This is a genomic window from Paenibacillus apis (genome assembly GCF_018333295.1).
GTDB classification, from domain to species: Bacteria; Bacillota; Bacilli; order Paenibacillales; family Paenibacillaceae; genus Fontibacillus; species Fontibacillus antibioticophila.
The window spans coordinates 491,473-513,945 of sequence record NZ_BORS01000001.1 but is presented as its reverse complement, the minus strand read 5'-3'; the positions used below and the strand labels follow the sequence as shown (position 1 = coordinate 513,945).

The 22,473-nt window shown below is 51.1% G+C and carries 18 protein-coding genes; 5 read left to right on the top strand and 13 right to left on the bottom strand.

Annotated elements, in window-relative coordinates; translation table 11 throughout:
• Window positions 1-53: 53 nt before the first annotated feature.
• Window positions 54-2,663 carry an EAL domain-containing protein gene (locus KI362_RS02255; RefSeq protein WP_301624536.1) on the bottom strand — a complete coding sequence of 870 codons (2,610 nt, stop codon included), beginning with the start codon at window positions 2,661-2,663 and terminating at the stop codon, window positions 54-56.
• Between the two features lie 396 nt (window positions 2,664-3,059).
• On the opposite strand from KI362_RS02255, the gene KI362_RS02250 reads away from it, so the two are divergent.
• Window positions 3,060-6,158 carry a transglycosylase domain-containing protein gene (locus KI362_RS02250; protein WP_301624534.1) on the top strand — a complete coding sequence of 1,033 codons (3,099 nt, stop codon included), beginning with the start codon at window positions 3,060-3,062 and terminating at the stop codon, window positions 6,156-6,158.
• Between the two features lie 61 nt (window positions 6,159-6,219).
• Here the strand turns inward: KI362_RS02250 and acsA are convergent, their stop codons facing one another.
• The gene (gene acsA / locus KI362_RS02245) at window positions 6,220-7,947 is read right to left on the bottom strand and encodes an acetate--CoA ligase (RefSeq protein ID WP_301624533.1); all 1,728 of its coding nucleotides are present in this window, start codon (window positions 7,945-7,947) and stop codon (window positions 6,220-6,222) included.
• 267 nt (window positions 7,948-8,214) lie between these two features.
• On the opposite strand from acsA, the gene KI362_RS02240 reads away from it, so the two are divergent.
• Window positions 8,215-8,847 (top strand): GNAT family N-acetyltransferase, encoded by a 633-nt coding sequence (locus KI362_RS02240; protein ID WP_044479204.1) that lies wholly within the window; start codon window positions 8,215-8,217, stop codon window positions 8,845-8,847.
• 37 nt (window positions 8,848-8,884) lie between these two features.
• On the top strand, window positions 8,885-10,102 hold the full coding sequence (locus tag KI362_RS02235; RefSeq protein ID WP_301624531.1) for an acetoin utilization protein AcuC: 1,218 nt from the start codon (window positions 8,885-8,887) through the stop codon (window positions 10,100-10,102).
• Here KI362_RS02235 and KI362_RS02230 read toward each other — a convergent pair.
• From KI362_RS02230 to KI362_RS02215, 4 genes are all read right to left on the bottom strand, one after another.
• Window positions 10,086-10,790 carry a 5'-methylthioadenosine/adenosylhomocysteine nucleosidase gene (locus tag KI362_RS02230; protein ID WP_301624530.1) on the bottom strand — a complete coding sequence of 235 codons (705 nt, stop codon included), beginning with the start codon at window positions 10,788-10,790 and terminating at the stop codon, window positions 10,086-10,088. The two genes, KI362_RS02235 and KI362_RS02230, sit on opposite strands and share 17 nt — an antisense overlap.
• A gap of 136 nt (window positions 10,791-10,926) precedes the next feature.
• Window positions 10,927-11,931 carry a catabolite control protein A gene (gene ccpA, locus KI362_RS02225; protein ID WP_044479207.1) on the bottom strand — a complete coding sequence of 335 codons (1,005 nt, stop codon included), beginning with the start codon at window positions 11,929-11,931 and terminating at the stop codon, window positions 10,927-10,929.
• 78 nt (window positions 11,932-12,009) lie between these two features.
• Entirely contained in the window at window positions 12,010-12,354 is a 345-nt protein-coding gene (ytxJ, locus tag KI362_RS02220) for a bacillithiol system redox-active protein YtxJ (protein WP_301624528.1), read from the bottom strand.
• A 107-nt stretch (window positions 12,355-12,461) separates the two neighbouring features.
• The gene (locus KI362_RS02215; protein WP_301624527.1) at window positions 12,462-12,902 is read right to left on the bottom strand and encodes a hypothetical protein; all 441 of its coding nucleotides are present in this window, start codon (window positions 12,900-12,902) and stop codon (window positions 12,462-12,464) included.
• Between the two features lie 134 nt (window positions 12,903-13,036).
• Here KI362_RS02215 and KI362_RS02210 point away from each other — a divergent pair, with 134 nt between their 5' ends.
• Window positions 13,037-13,564, top strand: coding sequence for a type 1 glutamine amidotransferase domain-containing protein (locus KI362_RS02210; protein WP_301624525.1), 528 nt, complete (start codon window positions 13,037-13,039; stop codon window positions 13,562-13,564).
• 166 nt (window positions 13,565-13,730) lie between these two features.
• Here KI362_RS02210 and ptsP read toward each other — a convergent pair whose 3' ends face one another.
• From ptsP to KI362_RS02180, 6 genes are all read right to left on the bottom strand, one after another.
• Window positions 13,731-15,449 (bottom strand): phosphoenolpyruvate--protein phosphotransferase, encoded by a 1,719-nt coding sequence (ptsP, locus tag KI362_RS02205; protein WP_301624523.1) that lies wholly within the window; start codon window positions 15,447-15,449, stop codon window positions 13,731-13,733.
• A 172-nt stretch (window positions 15,450-15,621) separates the two neighbouring features.
• The gene (locus KI362_RS02200) at window positions 15,622-16,047 is read right to left on the bottom strand and encodes a CoA-binding protein (RefSeq protein ID WP_301624521.1); all 426 of its coding nucleotides are present in this window, start codon (window positions 16,045-16,047) and stop codon (window positions 15,622-15,624) included.
• A gap of 27 nt (window positions 16,048-16,074) precedes the next feature.
• Window positions 16,075-17,367 carry a 3-phosphoshikimate 1-carboxyvinyltransferase gene (aroA, locus tag KI362_RS02195; RefSeq protein WP_301624520.1) on the bottom strand — a complete coding sequence of 431 codons (1,293 nt, stop codon included), beginning with the start codon at window positions 17,365-17,367 and terminating at the stop codon, window positions 16,075-16,077.
• A 35-nt stretch (window positions 17,368-17,402) separates the two neighbouring features.
• Entirely contained in the window at window positions 17,403-17,924 is a 522-nt protein-coding gene (locus KI362_RS02190) for a shikimate kinase (RefSeq protein WP_374705608.1), read from the bottom strand.
• A 179-nt stretch (window positions 17,925-18,103) separates the two neighbouring features.
• Window positions 18,104-19,513 (bottom strand): NADP-dependent phosphogluconate dehydrogenase, encoded by a 1,410-nt coding sequence (gene gndA, locus KI362_RS02185; protein ID WP_212940984.1) that lies wholly within the window; start codon window positions 19,511-19,513, stop codon window positions 18,104-18,106.
• A 162-nt stretch (window positions 19,514-19,675) separates the two neighbouring features.
• Window positions 19,676-20,272 (bottom strand): hypothetical protein, encoded by a 597-nt coding sequence (locus tag KI362_RS02180; protein WP_044479216.1) that lies wholly within the window; start codon window positions 20,270-20,272, stop codon window positions 19,676-19,678.
• Between the two features lie 186 nt (window positions 20,273-20,458).
• On the opposite strand from KI362_RS02180, the gene KI362_RS02175 reads away from it, so the two are divergent.
• Window positions 20,459-21,082, top strand: a complete 624-nt coding sequence (locus tag KI362_RS02175) for a YktB family protein (protein WP_301624518.1) — start codon at window positions 20,459-20,461, stop codon at window positions 21,080-21,082.
• On the opposite strand, the gene KI362_RS02170 is transcribed toward KI362_RS02175, so the two are convergent.
• Complete coding sequence (locus KI362_RS02170) at window positions 21,074-22,387, bottom strand: MFS transporter (protein ID WP_301624516.1); 1,314 nt, start codon at window positions 22,385-22,387, stop codon at window positions 21,074-21,076. The genes KI362_RS02175 and KI362_RS02170 overlap by 9 nt on opposite strands.
• Between the last annotated feature and the right edge of the window lie 86 nt (window positions 22,388-22,473).

The window sequence follows — 22,473 nt, the reverse complement described above, 5'->3', positions numbered from 1 at the left end:
GAACAGCCGTCCGCGTGGACGGCTGTTCCTTTATGTTCCAAGATGTATCTTCTCTAAATTATTTCTTCAGTATGGAGCCCCTGTTCTGCGGCAGCATACCTTTCGAAGCTTCGGGAGTCCAGCGGCGGACTGAAAAAGTTCCCTTGCAATTCCTCACAATTTAACTCTACAAACAATTCCTGCTCGGTTTCTGTCTCTATACCTTCCGCAGTAACCTTGAGCCCCATGCTGTTAACCAGACCGGCAATTCCTTTCACTACAGAGGCGTTATCTTCGGTAAGATCTTCTCCATTATGAAAAAAGGTCCTATCCAGCTTCACGGTTGAAACCGGCAGATGCCGAAGTCTGCTTAAGGAGGTATAACCGGTTCCAAATTCCTCAATGACAATTTCAATTCCCATTCTCTTAAGTTCCTGCAAGGCCTCGACGACCTGTTCAGTCTGATTCATAAATACACTTTCCGTAAGTTCTAGCCCCAAATAATGCGGCTCAAGACCTGTCTGGCGCAAGATTGAATGTATGCGTCCTACAATGTTCATCCGGTAGAAATGCTTGGTGGACAGGTTCACAGAGATTGGCAGTTTATGGACCTTAAGTTCATGCCATTCCTTCGTCTGTCTGCATGCTTCCCGGAGCATCCAGAAATCAATATCCGCGATCACACCCGAGGCTTCGGCAATCGGAATGAACTTTGACGGGGGAATCGCTCCCAGTTCGGGATGATTCCAACGTATGAGCGCCTCATATCCCCTCATTCGCCCTGTTACCGGATTCACTTTAGGCTGATAGACCAGATATAACTGCTCTTCATGCAAAGCGGTTCTTAGACCGTTCTCCAGAAGCACGGTTTCATTCATCGCATTCTCTCTGTCTCTGTTGAAAATATAGTAGCTGCCCTCCCCCTTCTCTCTGGCCGCATACATGGCCATATCCGCTTTCCTGACGATATCATCCTGACTGATCCCATGCTCTGGATAGATACTGACTCCAATACTCAACGTAATATAAATATAATTCCCCTCCAGCTCGAGCGGGGAGTCAAACAGCCTGCCGATCCGCTTGGCCATTTCAGGAAGATCGTCATCCGAAATATATTTGTACAGGAAAATGAATTCATCTCCTCCCAGCCGGAACACCTCGCACTGCTCATCAGCAAGCTGCTCAAAACGAAGTGACACCTTCAGCAGCAGCAAATCCCCTGAGATATGTCCCAGGGCGTCATTCACTTCTTTAAACCGGTTAATGTCGACAAATAGGACCGCTATCTTCTCCCGTAAGCCCGTATCCCTGATCATTTCACTGAGCCGCTGACGAAACCTTAGCCGATTTGGCAGCCCGGTCAAAGTATCGTAGTAAGCAAGATATTTCAGCTTCTCCTCCGAAACGCGCAACTGGCTATTTATCGACTCCATTTCTTCGAACCTGTTCAGTAATTCGTCTGATATGCTTTTAAAATTATGCGCTAACGAATCAATCTCCAGAATCCCACTGGAGGACCAGTCAGGTACAGCCATCTGCCTGAGCTTGACCGGCAAACGGCTTGAATTGAGCTCCAGCCGTTTTAGGCTTCGTTCAAGCCAGGCGTTGATACACAGAGCCAAGCATACCGCAATGGAAGCGCTTGCCATCATGTACAGGATTTGATATATGTACTCCAGAAAAATGGCTGTCTGATAAGGCATAACAGGCAGGATGACCGATATCAGATATTCCTGCTTGTCCGAAGATGCTGTGTAGACATAATTCGCATCATGCCAGCGTCCGGTGGGAAGCAGGGTGCTCTCCTCAGGAAGGTCAATCTCGAACCTGCTCTCGACCGGCTTCAGCGGCTCCCTCGGCTTCCAGTTTGCATATAAGCTCATATCGCTGGCAGCCAATGCAACCCCCTCCTTGCCTGCAATAACGATGTTGAGCAGGTCAGGAGCAGGGGTTGCGAAGCGGGATGCAATCTCCTGCAGATCCCCGGTCTGAAGTCCCTCCTCTCCCCTGTGCTCCAGCTCGCTTAAAATACGTTCAGCCGTGCTCTCCGCCGTCTTGAGTGCATTCATCTTGGAGGAATCGATAGAATGCCAGCCACCAACGGTCAGGTTAATCAAGAAGGGGAGCGATACGGTGGTGACCGTTAGATGGAATAAGACGCGCTTGAACGGAATCGGCGGACGGTATTCTTTTGCAGGTGGTATGACTCTTCTCATCACATAGTAGTCCAGCATATCGGCTGTAAGGATATTAAACAGGCTGTTGGACACCGTGATTGCAAACAGAAGTGCAAATTCGATCATGGTATAGGAGCCGCTTGTGAAGAATAAAGCCGTCGTTAAGGGGAGCCCGATCAAAAGCCAGAAGTACAGGTCAAGCTTCAGTACCTGTCCTTGATTTCTGTGAATACAAATCGCAATCCAGAGCAGTTCCAGGAAAAAGATCAGCACATAGGCAGGGGCGGCATTCAGTGCAATCATGATTCCATAAGCGCTTGCAGATACCAGGATACCCATCCGGATCCCTTGGAGTCGAATAAGCCCAATAAGAAAAATGTTCGTAAAAACGACGGTGATTCCAAAAATAAGATGCGGGCGAGTGAACATGCTCACGAACGCCAGCATCATCAAAACAGCGATACACACCCGCCGGACCAGTTCTGTCTCCGCACTATCCTTTTTCATTCATCACTCCTCCTCCAAAAAAGCCGCCTGCTTGAAAAAAAAGACCTAATGGGGCCTGAAAGGTCCATTCGGTCTTATACAAATCTGTCCTATTAGGTTAAGCGGTTGTGAGATAATCGGATCTCGATCCAATTCTACAATAGAATTACACAAATTCATAGAACCTTCGACCTATAGAAGTGAAAATTCTGTCTATTTTATCACAAGCCTGGCAAATTTCCGTTTCCCTGCCTGGAAAATGTCCCCGGCAGACTATTGAATTTCAATATCCGGGCCGGCCACTTTCCCTTCGTTCGGCTTCACCGGCTCGTGCTGAATGATGTCCAAAATGCACGAAAGCTAAACTTAAAAGCCAATTTATGCTATAATGGGGACGGTAAAAAAGGAGGAACATCCATGGTTCAAGAGAATGAGAACAGCTCCGGAAAGAAGCGGAGATCGAAACCGAAGAAGACGCAACCTACCCGCAGACGCAAACGCGGACGCTGGGTCTGGGCAACTCTCGGATGGCTTTTCCTGCTGGGCATTGCCGGGGGCTTGTTCGCCGGGGGCGCTGTATTCGGATATGTCTCTTCCATTGTAAAGGAAGAACCTATACGCTCCCAGGCTGATATTGAGAAAAAGATGAATTACAATGCCATTACCGGATTTGCATATTTCCGTGACGGGCAGCCGATTGGACAGCTTCGTTCGGAAGAGGACCGCCGGCCCGTGAATCATAAGGAAATTCCCGCAACCGTCATTGACGCGGTTCTCGCGATTGAAGATAACCATTTTCGGGAGCATATCGGCATCGACTTCAAGGGAACCCTTCGTGCCGTCAAGCAAAGATTGTTGAACGAAGACGTTCAAACCGGCGGAAGTACGTTGACCCAACAGCTTGCCCGAAGAGTATTTCTGAATCTCGATCGAACGGACAACCGGAAGGTCAAGGAAATTCTGCTTGCACTGCGTCTGGAGCGTTTTTTAGGTAAGGATGAGATTCTTACCGCCTACCTGAATAAGGTTCCGTTCGGCAATGGTTCCAACGGATATCAGGTCTATGGAATCAAGGCTGCGGCCAAAGGAATTTTTAATATTACTAATCTAGAGGATCTCAATATCGCACAATCTGCTTATCTGGCGGGTCTTCCGCAGCTTCCCTCCTCCTATTCGGCCTTCAACGGCAAGGGGGAATTCAACCAAGAAGCCTTCGACCGCGCTCTGAAGAGACAGCGGTTGGTGCTTCAGCGGATGCTTGAGGAGAACAAAATTACCGAGTCTCAATATCATGAAGCACTCGCCTTTGATATTAAGTCTTCCCTGGCTCCGCAGACGAAGAAGGCTTATGATACCTTCCCTTACCTGATGCTGGAGACAGAGCGTCAAGCAGCCATCGTCATTGCAATGCTCAACAATCCGGAGCTGACCAAGGAAGAAGCGTCCAGCAATTCTCAGATTCTGGAGGAGGCAAGGCAGGAGCTGTTGACCGGTGGATACCGCGTCTTTACGACGATTGATAAAAAGGTCTACAACTCCATGCACAAAATCTCTGACGATGCGAATAACTTCTCGCCTTATAGCGAGACCAAGGGTTTGGAACAGGTTGCAGGCATGATGATCGACAATACCACAGGAGCCATCCTAGGCATGATTGAGGGTCGGGACTTCTATACAGAGCAGATGAACTATGCCACCCAGATGGTCCGGCAGCCCGGCTCTACCATGAAGCCGATAGCCGCCTTCCTGCCTGCAATGGAAGAAGGACTCGTCCAGCCGGCAAGCATCATCGACGATTCGCCGATTATCCTGCGCGATTACCAGAAGGGTTATCACATTCCGGTAAATTCAAGCGGAGGCTATAAGGGACTGGTAACCGCCAGAACCGCACTTAACGAGTCTCGAAACGTCCCTGCTCTGAAGATTTTCAATAACATCTTAGGGATAGATAAAGCGTGGGATTTTACGAAAAAGCTCGGAATTACTACTCTGGATGAGCAGGATTATTCTGCGCAAACCGGGGTGCTTGGCGGCCTGAAATACGGAGTATCGGTTGAGGAATTGACGAATGCCTATTCCGCCATCGGCAATGGCGGACAGTTCAATGACGCCTATATGATCTCTAAAATTACCGATTCCAACGGAAATGTCGTCTACCTGCACGAGAATGACCCGCAGCGTGTGTTCTCCAAGCAAACAGCTTACCTGATGACCGATATGCTTCGCACGGTCATCACAAGCGGAACCGGGACGTCCATTAAGAGCGATTTTGATAAATACGGAAAAATCCCTGTGGTCGGCAAAACCGGATCGACGCAAAATTATGCGGATGTCTGGTTCATGGGATATACGCCGGATGTGACTCTGGGAATCTGGATCGGCTACAAGGAGCCGGTCAATACCCTCTCCAGTGAGGGTAAATCTCGTGCCAGAAAAATTTGGGCACTCGTTATGAACGAAGTGACCGATAATGTTCCCGATCTGTTCGTGACGAACGAATTTGCCAAGCCTGAGGGTATCGTCAGTAAAACCGTGTCCGGCTATAGCGGCAAGCTGCCGACAGATTTGACAAGGCAGGCCGGCAAGACGGTTACAGATATTTTCAACTCAAAATTCGTGCCTACCGAGCCGGATGATGTATTGGTCCGTATGAAATACATCACTTATGAAGGCGTCAATTATATCCCTCAAGAGGCCACACCTGAGGATATGGTTCTCGAAAAGGTCGTCATGAAGCGTGAAAAGCCGATCCAGGCGCTGATTGAAGAATTGGAAAATGCCTTTAAAGTCATGAAGAATCACAAGTCGCTCAGCTTTTATATGCCGAAGGATGCCGGAGAAGATGCGCCTAGCAAGCCGGATCCGCGGGTTGACGACGGTAATCCTCCTGCCGCACCAGCCAATGTAAGGCTGGATAGCTCAAGCGGAGCAGCCGTTGTAAGCTTCGACAAGAATCCGGAAAGTGATGTTGTAGGTTATAGGCTCTACCGGTCTATTGACGGAAGCACCTTCCAATACACAGGAAGCGTTGCACGGACTGGCGGGGACACGGTGATCAAGGATCCTGGCAACGGCGGCTTTAGCAGTTCCTATTATGTGACTGCGGTTGACGTGGCAGGCAAAGAATCCGTACCAAGTGCGATTGTCGGTTACAATGACTGGTTCCCTGATTTCCCTGACGCTTCGGAGGGCGGAGAAGGAAGCGGAGAAGGAAGCGATCCGTCCGGAGAACAGCAGGGTGAAATCTTCCTGCCGCCAGCTGCACCAGGACAGGTTAGCATACAAAATAATGATAACAGCATTACGGTAACTTGGCAGTCCGGAAGTCTTGCGGATCAAGTGATCAGCTACAATATTTACTATTCGGAGCATGAAGCAGGTCCATTTAATCTGCTTGGCACCTCCTCCACCGCACAATTCAGCTTTATGAGCGACAAGGGCGGATGGGTCCAGGTAACGGCTGTGAATGCTCTTGGGGAATCTTCTCCTTCTGCACCGGCCAAAATCACGAATTAAAAATGGCTGTCTCAAGCTCTATAGCAGAGCTTGAGACAGCCATTCTCATATATTCAACCCTCTAGTCCTCAATTGTCGACAAATCACCAGCCGGGAGATTCAGCTCCCATGCCTTCAGGACACGACGCATAATCTTACCTGAACGGGTCTTCGGCAGCTTATCCTTGAACTCGATCTCCCTTGGAGCCGCATGCGCCGACAAGCCTTCCTTCACAAAGCGCGATATCTCTGCCTTCAGCTCTTCTGTCGGGTGATAGCCTTCTCTCAATGAGATAAATGCCTTGATCACCTCTCCCCGCACCGGATCAGGCTTTCCGATAACGCCCGCTTCGGCCACTGCCGGATGCTCGACAAGCTTGCTCTCGACTTCAAAGGGGCCTACTCGCTCCCCGGATGAATTGATCACGTCATCGATCCGGCCTTGAAACCAGAAATACCCGTCCTCATCCATATAGGCCGTGTCCCCGGAAATGTACCATCCGGGAATTCGGAAATATTCCTCGAATTTGGGCGCATTGTTCCAGACAAGCCGCATCATGGACGGCCAAGGCGTGCGGATGGCCAGATTCCCCATGCGGTTCGGCGGCAATTCCTTGCCATTGTCATCGATGATAGCCGCCTGAATACCGGGAACGGGTTTCCCCATCGAACCCGGCTTGATCGGCAGGGACGGATAATTACAAATCAGCTGTCCTCCCGTCTCCGTCATCCACCAGGTATCATGAATCCGGTGTCCATACGTCTTATGCCCCCATCGTACAACCTCCGGGTTCAAGGCTTCTCCGACAGACAGGACATGGCGCAAGGAGGACAAGTCATACTCCCTAACAATATCTTCACCGGCGCCCATCAGCATCCGGAAGGCCGTAGGAGCACTATACCAGACTGTGACAGCGTAACGCTGGATGGTGTCATACCAGTCCCCCGGGCTGAAACGTCCGCCCCGTACCACATTAGTTACGCCATGCAGCCAGGGTGCAAAGATCCCATAGGAAGTGCCTGTAACCCAGCCCGGATCGGCAGTGCACCAGTATACGTCATCCTGCTTCAGGTCCAGTACAACTTTACCGGTATAATAGTGCTGGAGCATGGCATTATGGACATGGTAGATGCCCTTCGGCTTTCCCGTTGAACCGGAGGTATAATGCAGGATCAATCCGTCCTCACGGTTCACCCACTCCATCTCCGCATTTGTGGAGGCCTGACTCATTTCACTGTGATAGTCAAGGATCCCGTCTTCCTTCTGCACATGATCGCCAGCAACAAAGACATATTTCAGCAGCGGCAATTCATCCCGCCGTACACGCGGCAGCAACGCAGTTGTTGTCACAAGCGCAACCGCTCCGCTATCCTCAAGACGATCCTTAACCGCTGTCTCCATGAAGGCTTCGAACAAGGGCCCGGCGATCGCTCCTATCTTGAGAATGCCAAGGAGGCAAATGTACAGCTCCGGGCTGCGAGGCATGAATACAAATACCCGGTTTCCCTTTGAAATCCCCTTGCTTCGAAGCACATTCGCAAACTGGTTCGACTTTGCCTGGAGCTCTTCAAAGGTATAGGATTCTTGTCGTCCATCGCCGTCTTGATACAGAAGAGCAATCCGTCCCCCTCTTCCCTCGTCCACATGACGATCAATCGCTTCATAGGCCATGTTGACCTTCCCGGTCTCATACCAGGTGAACTGCTTCTCCACATCTTCCCAATGAAATTGACTGCAGGCTTCTTCATAATTGCCCAAATTGGAAGAAGCAGCTCCTACAGCTATAATCTCTCCTTGCAATTGACTCATTGTTCCATCCTCCCCTTGAAATTCTTCAACTTATAGCTGTTGCTTTCAATGAAAACGGATTCAAATCTGAATAGAACATAAATTGCAGAATTTCTGAATTGAGCTTGAAAGAAGCAGAAATTGATATTAAAATCACATTGTCAAGATGTAAATGTGAAAATATTATGTCGGAGAACATTATAGCACACCCCTCTGCAAGCGGCTATACTTTTCAGGAATTGATTTTTTTGGTATAAGTGAGGGAAATGAACCAAGGAGGCGGCCAGGATGGAGCATCGAAAAACGTATATCCGCCACACCCTACCCTATGGTGAAGAGGAAATTGTACTGGAGGGGCCTGTATCACCTTCCCACCTTCGTACTTTGCGGATGCATCCCGATCTGGACGCCTTCCGAAGGCCCCAGGAACAATGGAAGGCCCTGATTGAGATCGCCGAGCTGCCGGAGGGGCGAATCATTCTCGCACGGGTACTGGACGAAATTATCGGCTACGTTACCTTTCATTATCCCGATGAGATGGAGCGGTGGTCTCAGGGAAGGATGGAGGATTTGATTGAGCTCGGAGCCATCGAAGTAGCGAATGCGTACCGCTCCTCTAAGATCGGGTCCCGGATGATTCAAACGGCGTTCGAGGGGGAGCAAATGGAGAACTACATCGTATTTACCACGGAGTATTATTGGCATTGGGACTTAAAGACAAGCGGACTCTCCGTCTGGGATTACCGCAAAATGATGGAACGGCTGATGCAGACGGTCGGGATGGTCTGGTATGCTACAGACGATCCGGAAATATGCTCGCATCCGGCCAATTGCTTAATGGTTCGCATAGGTAAAGAGGTACCGATAGAGTCGGAGGAAAAGTTCGACCGAATCCGGTTCCAGCAGCGATTTATGTATTAGAATTAAAGTTTTGAATGGAAAAGGGATGGGGGAGGCTATGAGCGGAAGAGCATTATTTGTAAATCATGATAGAGCGGCAAATTACCGTTTTCATGATCGGCATCCTTTTCATCCGATTCGTCTGGAGCTTACCGTCGATCTGCTGTCCTGCATCGGCGCTCTCGAGCCCGGACACTTACTGAAATCCCGGTCTGCCGAGGAAGAGGAACTGAGGTGGGTCCACCAGCCCGCATATATCGAGGCAGTTAAAGCCCTGAGCGTGCCGTCTCCGCAACCGGAGATCATCCGGAGCGCGGAACGTTACGGACTGCTGGATGAGGATACACCTTACTTCACAGGCATGCATGAGGCAGCTTCGGATGTTGCAGGCGGGACTATCACGGCGGTAGAAGCCGTGCTGTCCGGGCAATGTGAGCACGCCCTGCATCTGGGCGGCGGTCTTCATCATGCACTCCCTGCCAAAGCAGCCGGATTCTGTGTATACAACGACGCCGCTGTTGCAATCGAATATGCCCGGAGACGCTATGGGGCAAGGGTCTTATATATCGATACAGATGTTCATCATGGGGATGGAGTGCAATGGAGCTTCTACTCCGATCCAGATGTATGCACCTATTCTATCCATGAGACTGGCAAATATCTGTTCCCCGGTACCGGATTCGTCACGGAACGCGGGGAGCATCATGGGTATGGCGCCTCTGTGAACATTCCGCTCCAGCCCTACACGGAGGATGCCTCCTGGATGGAGTGCTTTACCCGGTCGATCTGGAGGCTGGCTGACCACTTCAAGCCTGACCTGATCTTGAGCCTGCATGGCTGTGATGCCCACGCATTAGATCCGCTCTCGCACATCCATTGCAGTATGGAGATCTATAACCAGATGCCGCATATCCTTCATGAGTTAGCTCATACCTATTGCAGCGGCCGCTGGGTCGCTATCGGCGGCGGGGGCTACGACATCTGGCGGGTTGTTCCTAGGGCCTGGAGCCTGCTGTGGCTGGAGATGAGCCACCATTCGCTCAAGCAGCAGCTGCTGGAGTCTTCTCCTCTCCTGCCTCTGCCTTCCGCCTGGATCGAAAAATGGCAGCCGCAGACGTCGTTCAAGCTGCCGGCCTGCTGGCTGGATGATATGTCTCACTGGGAAGGAATTCCCCGGAAAGCGGAGATTACAGCAAAAAACCGCGAGACCCTCGCGGTTGCCATGCAGGAGTATCCGGAAATTCGGGAGCAGCGAACGATCAGCCCTCATAATTAGCAAGCATGTCCGCTATGATCTCATAAGAACGGCTTGCGGCCTCTACCGAGAACTCCGAGTAATTTGCGCTTGCCGTACCGTCCGCCTTGTCAGACATGGAGCGGAGCATCACATACGGAATCTCATTCCTGTAGCACACTTGTGCTACAGCCGCCCCCTCCATTTCCACACAGGCACCATCCATCTCCTCATAGAATCGCTTGATGAGCACTGAATCGGCGATAAATTGATCCCCGGAGAGCACCCGGCCTGTCAGATAACTGCTGCTGGTACAGACCCTCTCGCAAGCCTGCTGAGCAAGAGCGATAAACGGCAGGTGGGCCGGAAAATCGGATACCTCCTGATAGGGTGTTACTCCAACCGGATATCCCAGCGGCGAGCAATCCATGTCATGCTGCTGGCAAGAGGAGGAGATCACGATATCTCCGATGTCCAGCGACGGATCGACCGCACCGGCCACCCCCGTAAACCATACGGCACCGATATCGAAGCGGTCAATCAACAGTTGGGCAGTCATTGCCGCGTTTACCTTTCCAACTCCGGACTTGCATACCACAATTTCTTTACCATGAAAATTTCCCTTGCTAAAGGAAGTGCCTGCATAGCTGAAGTTCTCGGTTGCTTCCAAGCCCTGTAATAAAAGCTGAATTTCTTCATCCATCGCGCCTATGATTCCAAGTGTGGCCACTACCCCAATTCACGCTCCTCAACGTGCCAAATTTTTTGAAATTTCAAAAAAAGCTCCTTATGCAAGGAGCTTTTTTCCGTGTTAACCTTTTTCATATATTTGTCTTTATAATTATCTCTATTTGTACAGCTATTAGTTACACATGACTTACAGACAGACGCAAGATCGTCTCATGCGGCAAAATAACCCGAGGGTTGTCCACCGCTTCTTTCTTCATCAGCTTGGTCAACAGACGCATCGCTACCGCGCCAAGGTCATACATCGGCTGCGCCACGGTTGTGAGCTGAGGCCGAACCATGGAAGCCATGCGGATGTTATCAACACTGATTACGGAGAAATCATCCGGAACCCGCAAGCCTTCATCCTGGATGCTGTGAATCGCACCGATTGCCATCTCATCCGTTGCTGCGAATACTGCCGTCGGCCGCTTCTTGAAGCCAAGGAAATACTTCATAGCCTCGACACCAGATTCGTAGCGGTAATTGCCGATTCGGACCAAGTCCTCATCATACGGAATATCCGCCGTCTCCAGCGCACGCTTGTAGCCCTGGAACCGGGCATATCCGTTCGCCGGATCCTGGAGCGTACCACTGATCATCGCAATATGGCGATGCCCATGACGAATCAAAGTGCTGACCGCATCAAATGCCGCTGCTTCATGGTCGATGTCGACAGAAGGAATTGTGTCGTGCTCTTCACTCGTCGCGCACAGAACAATCGGAACCGCAGAGGTCTGGAACGCCTGAAGATGCTCATCGGTTACGGTGCCGCCCATGAACAGAAGTCCGTCCACCTGCTTTTCAAGCAAGGTATTGATTACACGGATTTCCTTCTCCTTCTTCTTGTCGGCGTTACACAAAATAATGTTGTAGTGATACATGTTCGCAATATCCTCGATACCGCGTGCAATTTCCGCAAAAATCGAATTGGAAATATCGGGAATGACCACGCCTACCGTGGTCGTCTTCTTGCTGGCGAGGCCTCTTGCCACAGCATTCGGGCGATATCCGAGCCGTTCAATCGCTTCATAGACTTTCTTTCGAGTCTGCGGCTTCACATTCGGATTGTTGTTCACAACCCGGGAAACCGTAGCCATCGAAACGCCCGCTTCACGTGCCACATCGTAAATGGTTACTGTCACATTCTTCTCTCCATTGCCAATAGATTTTCAATTAAAAATATGATACGACAAAAAAATACTTTACGCAATGATAACGCTTTAATTCGATAAGACTTCCTCTAATGCGTCTGCAGTAATTCTCGAATGGGAGGTATTCCATACCGCCTGTCCGTTCTTGACAAGAATCGCCTGCGGAGATTCATGCTTGACCCTCAGCTTGTCCGCAGCCTCATTGGATATCTCCCGATCTTCCACTACATAAATCAAACCGTATGTAACTTGTTCATTCGGTGTCTGACTCAAGTAAGCTTCTGCTTCCCGACAGGCTTCCGCACTGATCGGACATCTTGTGCTGTGCTTGAACAGCAGGACCGGCTGCTCTGCCGACCGTGTCAGCAAGGCCGATAGTTCCTCTTTGGAGACGATTCTTTTCCATTCCGGCATCAAGTTTCATCCCTTTCAGAAAACTGCTTTTTCATTTTCTAATCATATCTTACCAAAAAAAGAAAGTTAAACACAACTCCATTTAAGAAAAACATCTAAAATTCTCTTTATTTCGCCCCAGAAAATTGGCGTTTACTAACAAAATTCGACAGAGTGGCTAAGCGGACCGTGATTTCATTCATCCAATTTTTGTCGTTCGATTTTTGAGCACAGCCGTATAAGTCGAGCAAAAGATTAATTCGCTCCTCGCAGCTCGTCACCAGCATGGCCTCATTGAGGTCGGCTTCCAGCATCGGATCAGTAAACAAGCCATACAGGACGTCAGCCAGTTCATTCACCTCAGGAAACAGGATTAATCCGGTCTCGCCCTGCTCCTCCAATTGGAACAGAAGATCCAGCAGATCGGATTTCACAGCAGAAAGTACTTCATAGCGTTCGCAATCATCACATTCCATAATCGGCACCCGGTCTACCTGAATCCCATTCTTGTATATAACCAGACGGAAGCCGAGGCTCATACGATGTCCGCAACGGCATAGCTTGCGCACAGGATCACCTCATCTAATCATCAGCAATTTTCATAGAAAAAATTTTAATGAATCACAACTTTTTGATACAATCTAAATATTACGGATGGAATAGGCTGCTCGTCAACGGAAATAATAGACAGGAGGAGACGAATTTGAGATTATCTGGTAAAAGAATTATTGCTTTGGTCGATGATGAATTTGAGGATTTGGAGCTTTGGTATCCGATTTATCGCGTTCGTGAGGAAGGGGCAACTGTACATCTTGCCGGCCCGGAGAAAGGCAAAAAATACATTGGGAAATACGGTGTTCCCGCGGAAAGCGAGCTTTCCTTCGATGAGCTGTCTGCCGCTGATTATGACGGCATTCTCGTTCCCGGCGGATGGGCCCCGGACAAGCTTCGCCGCTACAAGCAAGTGCTTCAGGTGGTTCGAGAGCTGCATGAAGCGAAGAAGCCGATCGGGCAAATTTGTCATGCGGGATGGGTGCTAATTTCAGCAGGAATTCTAAAAGGGGTCACTGTCACCTCAACCCCAGGCATTCGCGATGATATGGAAAATGCGGGGGCCATCTGGAAGGATGAAGCCGTTGTCGTTGATGGTCATATTGTTTCCGCACGCCGACCGCCTGACCTGCCGGAATACGGCAAGGCATTTGTTGATGCCGTTGCAGGGCAGGACTGAAGCAAGTTATATAAGTTGAACTACTGAATTTTACGTTCTGGGGGCAACGTGTGAAGCACACTTATGCCCCTTCTACGTAGTTTTCTAGTTCAACTCATGATATAAGCGAAAGGGCAATTTCACAGAACTGATCGTTCCCGTGAAATTGCCCTTTCGCTTATATTTTTTAGCTTTTCGTCCATCTTGTAAGTGCTGCTTCAATCTCTTCAGAGGTTGTTAGCGTGTAGCAATGCTTGCCCTGCTCCATCCCCTCGGCCAATGTGCTGTTCAGAATCCGGTGCTTCACTCGAAGCAAGGATTGAGGCGACATGCTCAGGTTGGTCACACCAAGATAGAGCCAGAGCGGAAGCGCCTTTTCATCGCCGGCCATTTCCCCGCAGACGCTAACGGAAATCCCGGCTTCCTTGGCGGCCAGCACCGTCTGCCGCAGCAGACGAATAACGGCAGGATGATAGGGATGATAGAGATGCGCAACCTTCTCGTTCATCCGGTCTACGGCCAGCACATATTGGACCAGGTCATTCGTGCCGATACTGAAAAAGTCGACCTCCTGCGCCAGCAAATCAGCAATTGCGGCAGCCGCAGGAATCTCAATCATGATTCCGGTCTCAATATCTTTGTTGAAGGGCAGCTCACGGCGAAGCAGTTCCTGCTTGGCTTCCTCCAGAAGCGCATTGGCTTGCCGCACCTCCTCCAGAGTATGAATCATCGGATACAAAATCTTGATCTGTCCGTACGCACTCGCCCGCAGAAGCGCCCGAAGCTGGGTCTTAAACATCTCAGTCTCGTCCAGACTGATTCGGATCGCTCTGAAGCCGAGGACAGGATTCTCTTCCTCAAACAGCGGGAAGTACTCCAACTGCTTATCTCCGCCAATATCGAGCGTACGAATCACTACCGGATGCCCGCCGGCCGCTTCCACGACCTGTCGATACACTTCGAACTGCTCCTCTTCGGATGGAAAGGCAGGACGGTCCATATAGAGAAACTCCGTCCGGAACAATCCGACCCCTTCGGCTCCATATTTGACCGCTTGCTCTACATCCTTCACAGAGCTGATGTTGCCGGCCAGTCTCATGCGGTAGCCGTCCTTGGTGACCGCATCGACCGATGCCAGCAGTTGAAGCTGCTCCTTGCGCAAACGCTGCTCCTCGGCAATCCGGTTAAACTGCTCTAGAAGCGCCCGGGAAGGCTCCCGATATACGGTGCCCTCATCCCCGTCAATGATGAGCAGATCGCCGGTTGAGAGCGGCTCTTCCGTCAGGCTTTCCAGCCCCGAGACCAGCGGGATTCCGAGTGCCCGCGCCATAATGGCCGAATGGGAGGTCTTTCCCCCTGACATAGTAACCATGCCGAGTACATTTTCCGGATTCAAATGAACCAGTTGGGAGGGAGACAGTTCCTTAGCCACCAGAATATAAGGCTGTGTATCAGAAGGCAAAGTGATCTCCGGCGTACCCAGCAGATGCTTCAGCAGCCGGTTCCCCACATCCTTGATATCCAGTGCCCGCTCCTTCATGTATTCATCATCCAGCAGATCGAACATCGTGACAAAGTGGTCGATGGCTTCTTTCACCGCCACCTCGGCCGCTTTATACTGACGCTCGATGATTCCTTGAATTTCACTCATAAATACAGGATCGTCAAGAATTGCAATGTGCGCATCGAAAATGCTGGATTCCTCAGCACCGACGGTTTCCCTGATTTCATTCTTCATGACCTCGATCTCGGTCTTGGACGTACGGATTCCTTCGTACAGGCGCTCAAATTCCTTGGCCAGATCCACCTTTTCCATCCGGCGATCCGGAACATCCCATTCCCAGGCGGGCAGCACAAAAGCCTTGCCGATAGCTACGCCCGAGGCTGCACCGATACCCTGTATCATGTTTCGACCCCCTAATCTTCTGCCGTGCTTATTCTCGCAAGTTAGGATTTGCTTCTCTCTAGTTCTTTATGGTAAGCCCAGCCTGTCAAATTTGTCAAAGGAAATTCCGCAGAACGAAGAAAGACCCGGATGTCTGAGCACAGCCGGGTCAGCCAATCATGGCTTGATTCATTTATCTTTTTCCGAGCAAAATACTGTCTTCCACCTTGATACAGCGATCCATGATCACGGTAAGTCCGCCTTCGGCAGCGATGCTCCCTGCCTCCTCGCTCACGATCCCTTGCTGCAGCCACAGCACCTTTGCCCCGATTTGAACGGCTTCACGGGCAACCTCTGGCGTATGCTCGCTGCGCCGGAATACATTCACGATATCAATCGGCTCCGGGATGTCGGACAGGGAGGCATAGACCTTCTCTCCAAGAATTTCCCCCTGCACCGCAGGGTTTACCGGAATGATCCGGTAGCCTTTTTGCTGCATGGCAGCGGCAACCATATACGAGGTACGGTCGCTTTTATCCGACAAGCCTACAACAGCGATATTGCCTGCCTGTTCAAGAATCTCCTTGATTTGCTCGCGATCCGGATTTTCAAATGCCACAAAGCATCTCTCCTTTCAGACTCAAGCTTATTTTACCCATTCCACCGAAGCGCCAAGCGCCTGCAAATGGTCGAAAAACTGCGGATACGATTTGGCCACATGATGCGCATCCTTGATCAAAAGCGGCTCCTTGCAGCGTAAGCCGACAACGGTGAGCGCCATGATCACCCGGTGATCAAAGTGGGCATTGATCGTCGCGCCGCCCTCCAGACCGCCAGGTCTGCCGTGCACAATGATCTCTGATCTGCCTTCCTCAACCTTCGCTCCCGCCTTCTTCAGCTCGTTCAAGTAGTCTGTGATCCGGTCGCATTCCTTATACCGCAGGTTCTCTACGTTATAGAATCTGGAGGTTCCATCCGCAAAGACGGCGGCTGCCACCATCGCAAGCACGGCATCCGTTGCCGCATCTCCATCGAATTCAACCGGGCGAAGGCGGCCGTTACCGGTTACATGAACCGTACCGTCCTGGTGCTTCAGCGGCACATCCATCATTTGCAGCACATCTACAATCGCCCGTTCGCCCTGCTTGCTCTTCTCCATCAGGCGATGTACCTTCACATCGGATTTCGTGACAGCCGCAGCCGCCAGAATCGCTGCAGAGCCAGGATAATCCCCTTGAACGGTGTAGTTCTTGGCCTGATAAGCCTGGCGTCCGGGCACACGAAACCGGGAGTAATCGGAGGAAGCGTCGATCTGGATGCCCGCCTGCTCAAGCACCTCCAGAGTCTGGCCGATCACGACCTTTGACTTCAGATCGCCGAGCACCGTAATCTCGCTGTCTTCCTCCAACAGAGGCGCCAAGAACAGCAGGGCGCTCAAATATTGGGAGCTGACCTCGCCGGAGACCGATATTTTGCCGCCTTGCGGCTTCCCGCCCATAATCCGGATCGGCAGCTTGCCGTCCTGATGCTCGATTTGCACTCCCATGCCTTCAAGCGCAACAATCAGATCGCTGTGCGGCCGCTTGCCAAGAGAATCAGGATAACTGTTCACAAAGGTAACATCCGGACAGAGCGAGGCGATCGCCATCAAAAAGCGCAGCACCGCCCCGGCATTGCCAACATTCAGCTCCTTCACATCGCGCGGACGTCCTCCAAAGCCGGTGATCACAATTTTCTCTTCATCCTCTTCCAGCACAGCGCCAAGATCCTGAATGCAGCGGCGCATGGCATCGCTGTCTTCGCTATGAGCCGGATAATAGACCGTACTCGTTCCTTCCGCCAGAGCGGCAACTAATAAATAGCGTGTCGTATAATTTTTTGACGATAATGCTCCGATTTCGCCATTCAATTCCGGTGTAGGTCTCACGATCAAGTCCATGGATACAGCTCCCCTTCATTCATTTCACTCATTGATTAATTCGATGAACCGCGGTAATGCGTTAAAATTTCAGCCGATACTTCTTCCGGACTTTTCCCGGAGGTATCGATGATCACATGGGCAAAATCGTACGCCTGTCTTCGTTGCTCCAGTAAAGCCTCTACCCGAGATCTGGCCCCGCCGGCCAAGAGCGGCCGCCCAGGGTCCTCGCCGACCCGGCTGACAATCTCGTCCAGGGTAGCCTTCAAGGCCACGACCCAGCCCCGAGAGGTCATCTCCAGGCAGTTCTCTTTGCGGAGCACCGCGCCGCCGCCAGTAGCCAGGATGATGCCCTCCTGTGCCAGCACATCCTTCAGAACAGCGGCCTCCAGGTCTCGGAAATAGGGCTCTCCCCGCTCTGCAAACAGCTGCGGGATCGGACAACCGGCCGTCTCCGAGATCAAGGCATCCAGATCAACGAGCGGATAGCCTGTCTCCTCTGCCAGCCTTGCGCCAACGGTTGTCTTGCCGGTGCCCATCATGCCGATCAGCACGATGTTGTCCTGCTTCTCCTTCACCATCTCACCCGCTTCAGCGCAGCCTGCTTCATCAGGCCGCCGTATTCAACTTTCTCATATACTAAACTTTTTCATATCATAACACACGCCGGAAGCTTTCGGCATCCAGGTTAAAAAAAAGGCGCCGCAGCCTGCGGATTTCCGCGGCCGGGCGCCCTTCTTCAAGCAAGCGTCTGCTCTTAGAACCATTGATGGTGGAATACGCCTTCCTTGTCCACACGTTGGAACGTATGAGCGCCAAAGTAGTCGCGTTGTGCCTGCAGCAGGTTGGCTGGCAGACGCTCCGTACGATAGCTGTCATAGTAGGAGAGCGCGCTGGAGAAGCCAGGAACCGGAATTCCGTTCTCTACAGCAGCCGCCACAACCTTACGCCATGCGTCCTGATAGCTTTCGACTACATTCTTGAAATAGGAATCAAGCAGCAGGTTCTTGAGCTGCGGATCACGATCATAAGCATCCTTGATATTTTGCAGGAACTGCGAACGGATAATGCAGCCGCCGCGGAAAATCATCGCGATGTTGCCGTATTTCAAATCCCAGCCGTATTCATCGGAAGCATAGCGCATTTGAGCGAAGCCTTGCGCATAGGATACGATCTTGCTTGCGAACAACGCCTTGCGTACCTGCTCAATGAACTCAGCCTTGTCGCCGGCGAAGGATTTCACTTCAGGGCCGCTCAGCACCTTGCTTGCCGCAATCCGCTCGTCCTTCATCGCAGACAGGAAGCGGGAGAACACCGATTCCGTAATCATGGAGAGAGGCACACCAAGATCCAATGCACTTTGGCTTGTCCATTTGCCCGTACCCTTTTGTCCTGCAGCATCCAGGATTACGTCAACCATCGGCTTGCCGGTCTCTTCATCGTACTGCGAGAAGATATCCGCCGTGATCTCGATCAGATAGCTGTCCAGCTCGCCTTTATTCCATTCGGTAAAGATCTCATGAAGCTCCTTGGCGTCCAGACCCAGAACATCCTTGAGCAAATGATATGCCTCGCCAATCAGCTGCATATCGCCATATTCGATACCGTTATGAACCATCTTCACATAATGGCCTGCACCGTCAGGTCCGATATATGTACAGCAAGGATCACCGTTTACTTTAGCCGAAATTGCCGTCAGAATCGGTTCAACCAGCTTGTAGGCACTCTCTTGTCCGCCAGGCATGATGGCAGGACCGTTCAGCGCGCCCTCTTCGCCGCCGGATACGCCGGTACCGATAAACCGGAAGCCCTTTCCTTCCAGCTCCTTGCTGCGGCGCTGTGTGTCCGGGAAGTAGGCATTGCCTCCGTCAATAATAATATCGCCTTGATCCAGGTAAGGCAGCAGGCTCTCGATTGTAGCGTCTGTTGCTTTACCGGCTTGTACCATAATTAAAATTTTGCGAGGAACCTCTAATGATTCAACAAATTCCTGCACAGAGAATGTGCCTACAAGATTCTTGCCCTTGCCTTCATGTTCAAGAAGGTCATGCGTTTTCTCCGGGGAGCGGTTAAACACCGATACGGTGAAGCCTCTGCTTTCAATATTCAAGGCCAGGTTTTTGCCCATGACAGCCAGGCCGATAACGCCAATCTGTTGTTTTGACATATTCTCCATCCTTTTCTCACTTTTTTAACAATAATATCATTTTAACTGTTTTGAGTACAGACGTTAAATCGTAAATTCCGATCTCCTTTTTCACAAAACAATCCCCCTGAGTCTCAGGGGGCTGAGCCGAAGCCGGTGAAAGCTATAGTATGCCCGTTCTTCTTACCATTCAAGCTGAAGCAGCAACCTTCTGATCTTCTTCAGCCGCTCCTTGCACTGCTCGGAAGCCGACCTATCCCCGCTCTGGAGCGCTTCATGCAACCGTTCAAGCTCGTGATCCAGCTCCCGCTGAAGCTGCTCCAGCTGCCGCTCGGCTGACTGGGAGATGAACAGGTCGATCATTTGCTCCGCATCCATCATCATGTTTTTCTGATACAGGATCCGATGCTCTACCCCCGTAATCTCGACAAGGCGGATGACCTCTCCGAACAAAATATTCTCCACCAGAATCTGGCGGTCCTTGAATCGTTTCACTACGGCATGCCCCCGCAAGTCGCCGATCAGCTTCTCCAGCCACTCCGCCAGCCTTGCATCGCGGATCACGTAATCGCCGGCCAGCCGGTATTCTTGGCCCATGCGCTGAAAATGCAGCTTGGTCAGCTTGCGGCCCGTGCGCACAGAGATAATGAATACATCTTCATTTTCGCTCCAATATAAGGAATATCCATCCTGGATCAAATCGCGAATCAGCTGCTGTATGTGCCGGCGGTCAAAACGGAGTTCCAGATTGCAGTATTCCACCTCATAGCTTTTATTCACGGCACTCCCTCCCTATCGAATGACACTCCTGCGTTTACTACATCCTATGTAACGGGACTCGGTTTATTGATTATTTTTACCCGTTTCGGGCTATTTCTGACGCAAGCAGGCGTCCGGGCCTGTGCTATAATAATGACTTAGGACTTGCTGTTCGACAGGAGAAGACTTTTGACAGGAGGAATCAAGATGACTTATCCCGGATTTACCGGACAAGATTTCGATAGCTTGACTGTGCCCGGGCTTGAGCCGCGGATGAACGCGATCATTACCCATATCAGACCAAAGCTTGAGGAGCTCGGGCAGTCCTTTGCTCCCTTTCTTTCCACACTGTGCGGAGAAGAAATGTATCATCATGTAGCCAAGCATGCCAGACGCAAAGTCAATCCGCCAAAGGATACCTGGGTAGCCTGGGCGCCTAATAAACGGGGCTATAAAGCATTCCCGCATTTTGAGGTTGGCATGTTTGAATCTCATTTATTCGTGATCTTTGCAGTTATTTATGAAAGTCCGAATAAGTCTATTTTCGCCGAATCTTTACGGAAACAAGCATCCAGGTATAAAAAAATGCTGCCTGACCATTTGTACTGGTCCATGGATCATATGGATCCGGGAGGAACGCCTAACGGAGAGGTTAGCATCAAGGGCCTGAAAGAAATGGCGGAGAAGCTGCGAACTGTTAAAAAAGCGGAAATTCTCTGCGGCCTGCGCATTGACCGCGATGATCCGCTGCTGACGGATGGAGAACGCCTCTCCTCTACGATTGAGGAGACATTTACGACGCTGCTTCCATTGTATAAAGCTTCATTCTAAGCGATCCCTGCCCGCTGCCGATGGAAGTGCTTCCTGTCCATCGCGGCGGACATTTTTGTGTGAGAGCCGCAAATGAATGAGGAACAAAAGGCTCATCGCCCCGGCGCTTGCCAAGAAAGGAGCATGCGGACCGAAGAAGTCCCAAAGCCTGCCGGACACGACCGGCCCTATCACCATGCCTGTCCCCTGAATGGCAAGGAAGAATCCCCAGACCGCCCCCTTCTCTTTCTTCGGCAGAAGTGTCGATACCATCGTATTCCAGGACGGAAGGATACAGGCATAGCTGGCCCCGATCAGAATGACGAGCCCCCATACCAGCAAGCCCGGCATTCCTTTTGCATACGCAAACAGGCCTATGGACACGGCAGCCAAAGCGAATCCGGCATTCAGAAACGAGGTTGTTCCCCATTGATCCACGAGCCGTCCGACCGGAATCAGCCCAAGTACAGTAAATCCCCCGCCCACAATCAGCATGAGGCTGAACTGCTCAGGCGATAACCCCAGCTCGGTTCGCACAAACAGAGTGATCACTGGAGTCAGCAGGCCCACGGCAAAGGACTGCAGAAATAACGCCGGATACAGCAAGCGGCTCACATGAATATTTCGACGTACCTCTCCTATCGTCTGGGCCAACCGCTCCTGAAGATGCTTGAGCTTGTCAAATGGCCTTGAAGTGTTAACTTTCCCTCTCCTTGGCGCCTCCTCTTCTTCCGCCTCCTTTACTACGCCAGGCAATGCCAATGAGATCAGCAGAACGGCTCCGATACAGCCAAGCAATACGCTGAACACCAGTGCATACGAAATTCCGACGAGAAAATTGATCAGGACCGGGCCAAGACCTGTTCCGCCCAGACTTGAGATTTGAATCACGCCCATGGCCGTGGCAAAATTCTGATTCTTTTCCGTAACCGATGACACACCCAGCATGACACAGGGCCACAAGGGAGAGGTCCCCGCCCCAAGCAGCGCGCAGCCGAGCACGATATAGCCGATCTGATGTGTGAAGGCAATCAGCAGGACCGCAATCAGCATAATACTGATGCCCAGCGTCATCGCGAGCCGGAAGCCAATTCTGCTTATCAGCCAGCCAGCAGGGGCTCGGAATAGATTGTCCCCGATATATTGAGTGGAGAATGACAAACCAATCGCGAGAGCGCTAAGTCCCAGCACATCTCCCATATAGACAGGGAGAATAGAGACCAAGAGCGCGCCTTTTACAAATTCAATTAGAAACATCATCGTCCACAAGCTGAGGAAGGTGGGCGTAAGCAAGTTACGATTTACTTTCGGCAAAGGAATCTCCATGTGGTCTCCTCCTCCGTATACAGTCTGATTGGTGCTCCTTCTATCCTATTATTTCCTCTCCAAGCTTCTTAATAACCCTGGGTACT

Bases quoted from the DNA above. Each gene is read 5' to 3' on its own strand.
- acsA (WP_301624533.1), bottom strand. From the start codon at position 7,947: ATGAGTCAATTGCAAGGAGAGATTATAGCTGTAGGAGCTGCTTCTTCC.
- KI362_RS02175 (WP_301624518.1), top strand. From the start codon at position 20,459: ATGACTTATCCCGGATTTACCGGACAAGATTTCGATAGCTTGACTGTG.
- aroA (WP_301624520.1), bottom strand. From the start codon at position 17,367: ATGGACTTGATCGTGAGACCTACACCGGAATTGAATGGCGAAATCGGA.
- ptsP (WP_301624523.1), bottom strand. From the start codon at position 15,449: ATGATACAGGGTATCGGTGCAGCCTCGGGCGTAGCTATCGGCAAGGCT.
- KI362_RS02255 (WP_301624536.1), bottom strand. From the start codon at position 2,663: ATGAAAAAGGATAGTGCGGAGACAGAACTGGTCCGGCGGGTGTGTATC.
- KI362_RS02250 (WP_301624534.1), top strand. From the start codon at position 3,060: ATGGTTCAAGAGAATGAGAACAGCTCCGGAAAGAAGCGGAGATCGAAA.
- KI362_RS02240 (WP_044479204.1), top strand. From the start codon at position 8,215: ATGGAGCATCGAAAAACGTATATCCGCCACACCCTACCCTATGGTGAA.
- ytxJ (WP_301624528.1), bottom strand. From the start codon at position 12,354: ATGCCGGAATGGAAAAGAATCGTCTCCAAAGAGGAACTATCGGCCTTG.
- gndA (WP_212940984.1), bottom strand. From the start codon at position 19,513: ATGTCAAAACAACAGATTGGCGTTATCGGCCTGGCTGTCATGGGCAAA.
- KI362_RS02235 (WP_301624531.1), top strand. From the start codon at position 8,885: ATGAGCGGAAGAGCATTATTTGTAAATCATGATAGAGCGGCAAATTAC.
- KI362_RS02170 (WP_301624516.1), bottom strand. From the start codon at position 22,387: ATGGAGATTCCTTTGCCGAAAGTAAATCGTAACTTGCTTACGCCCACC.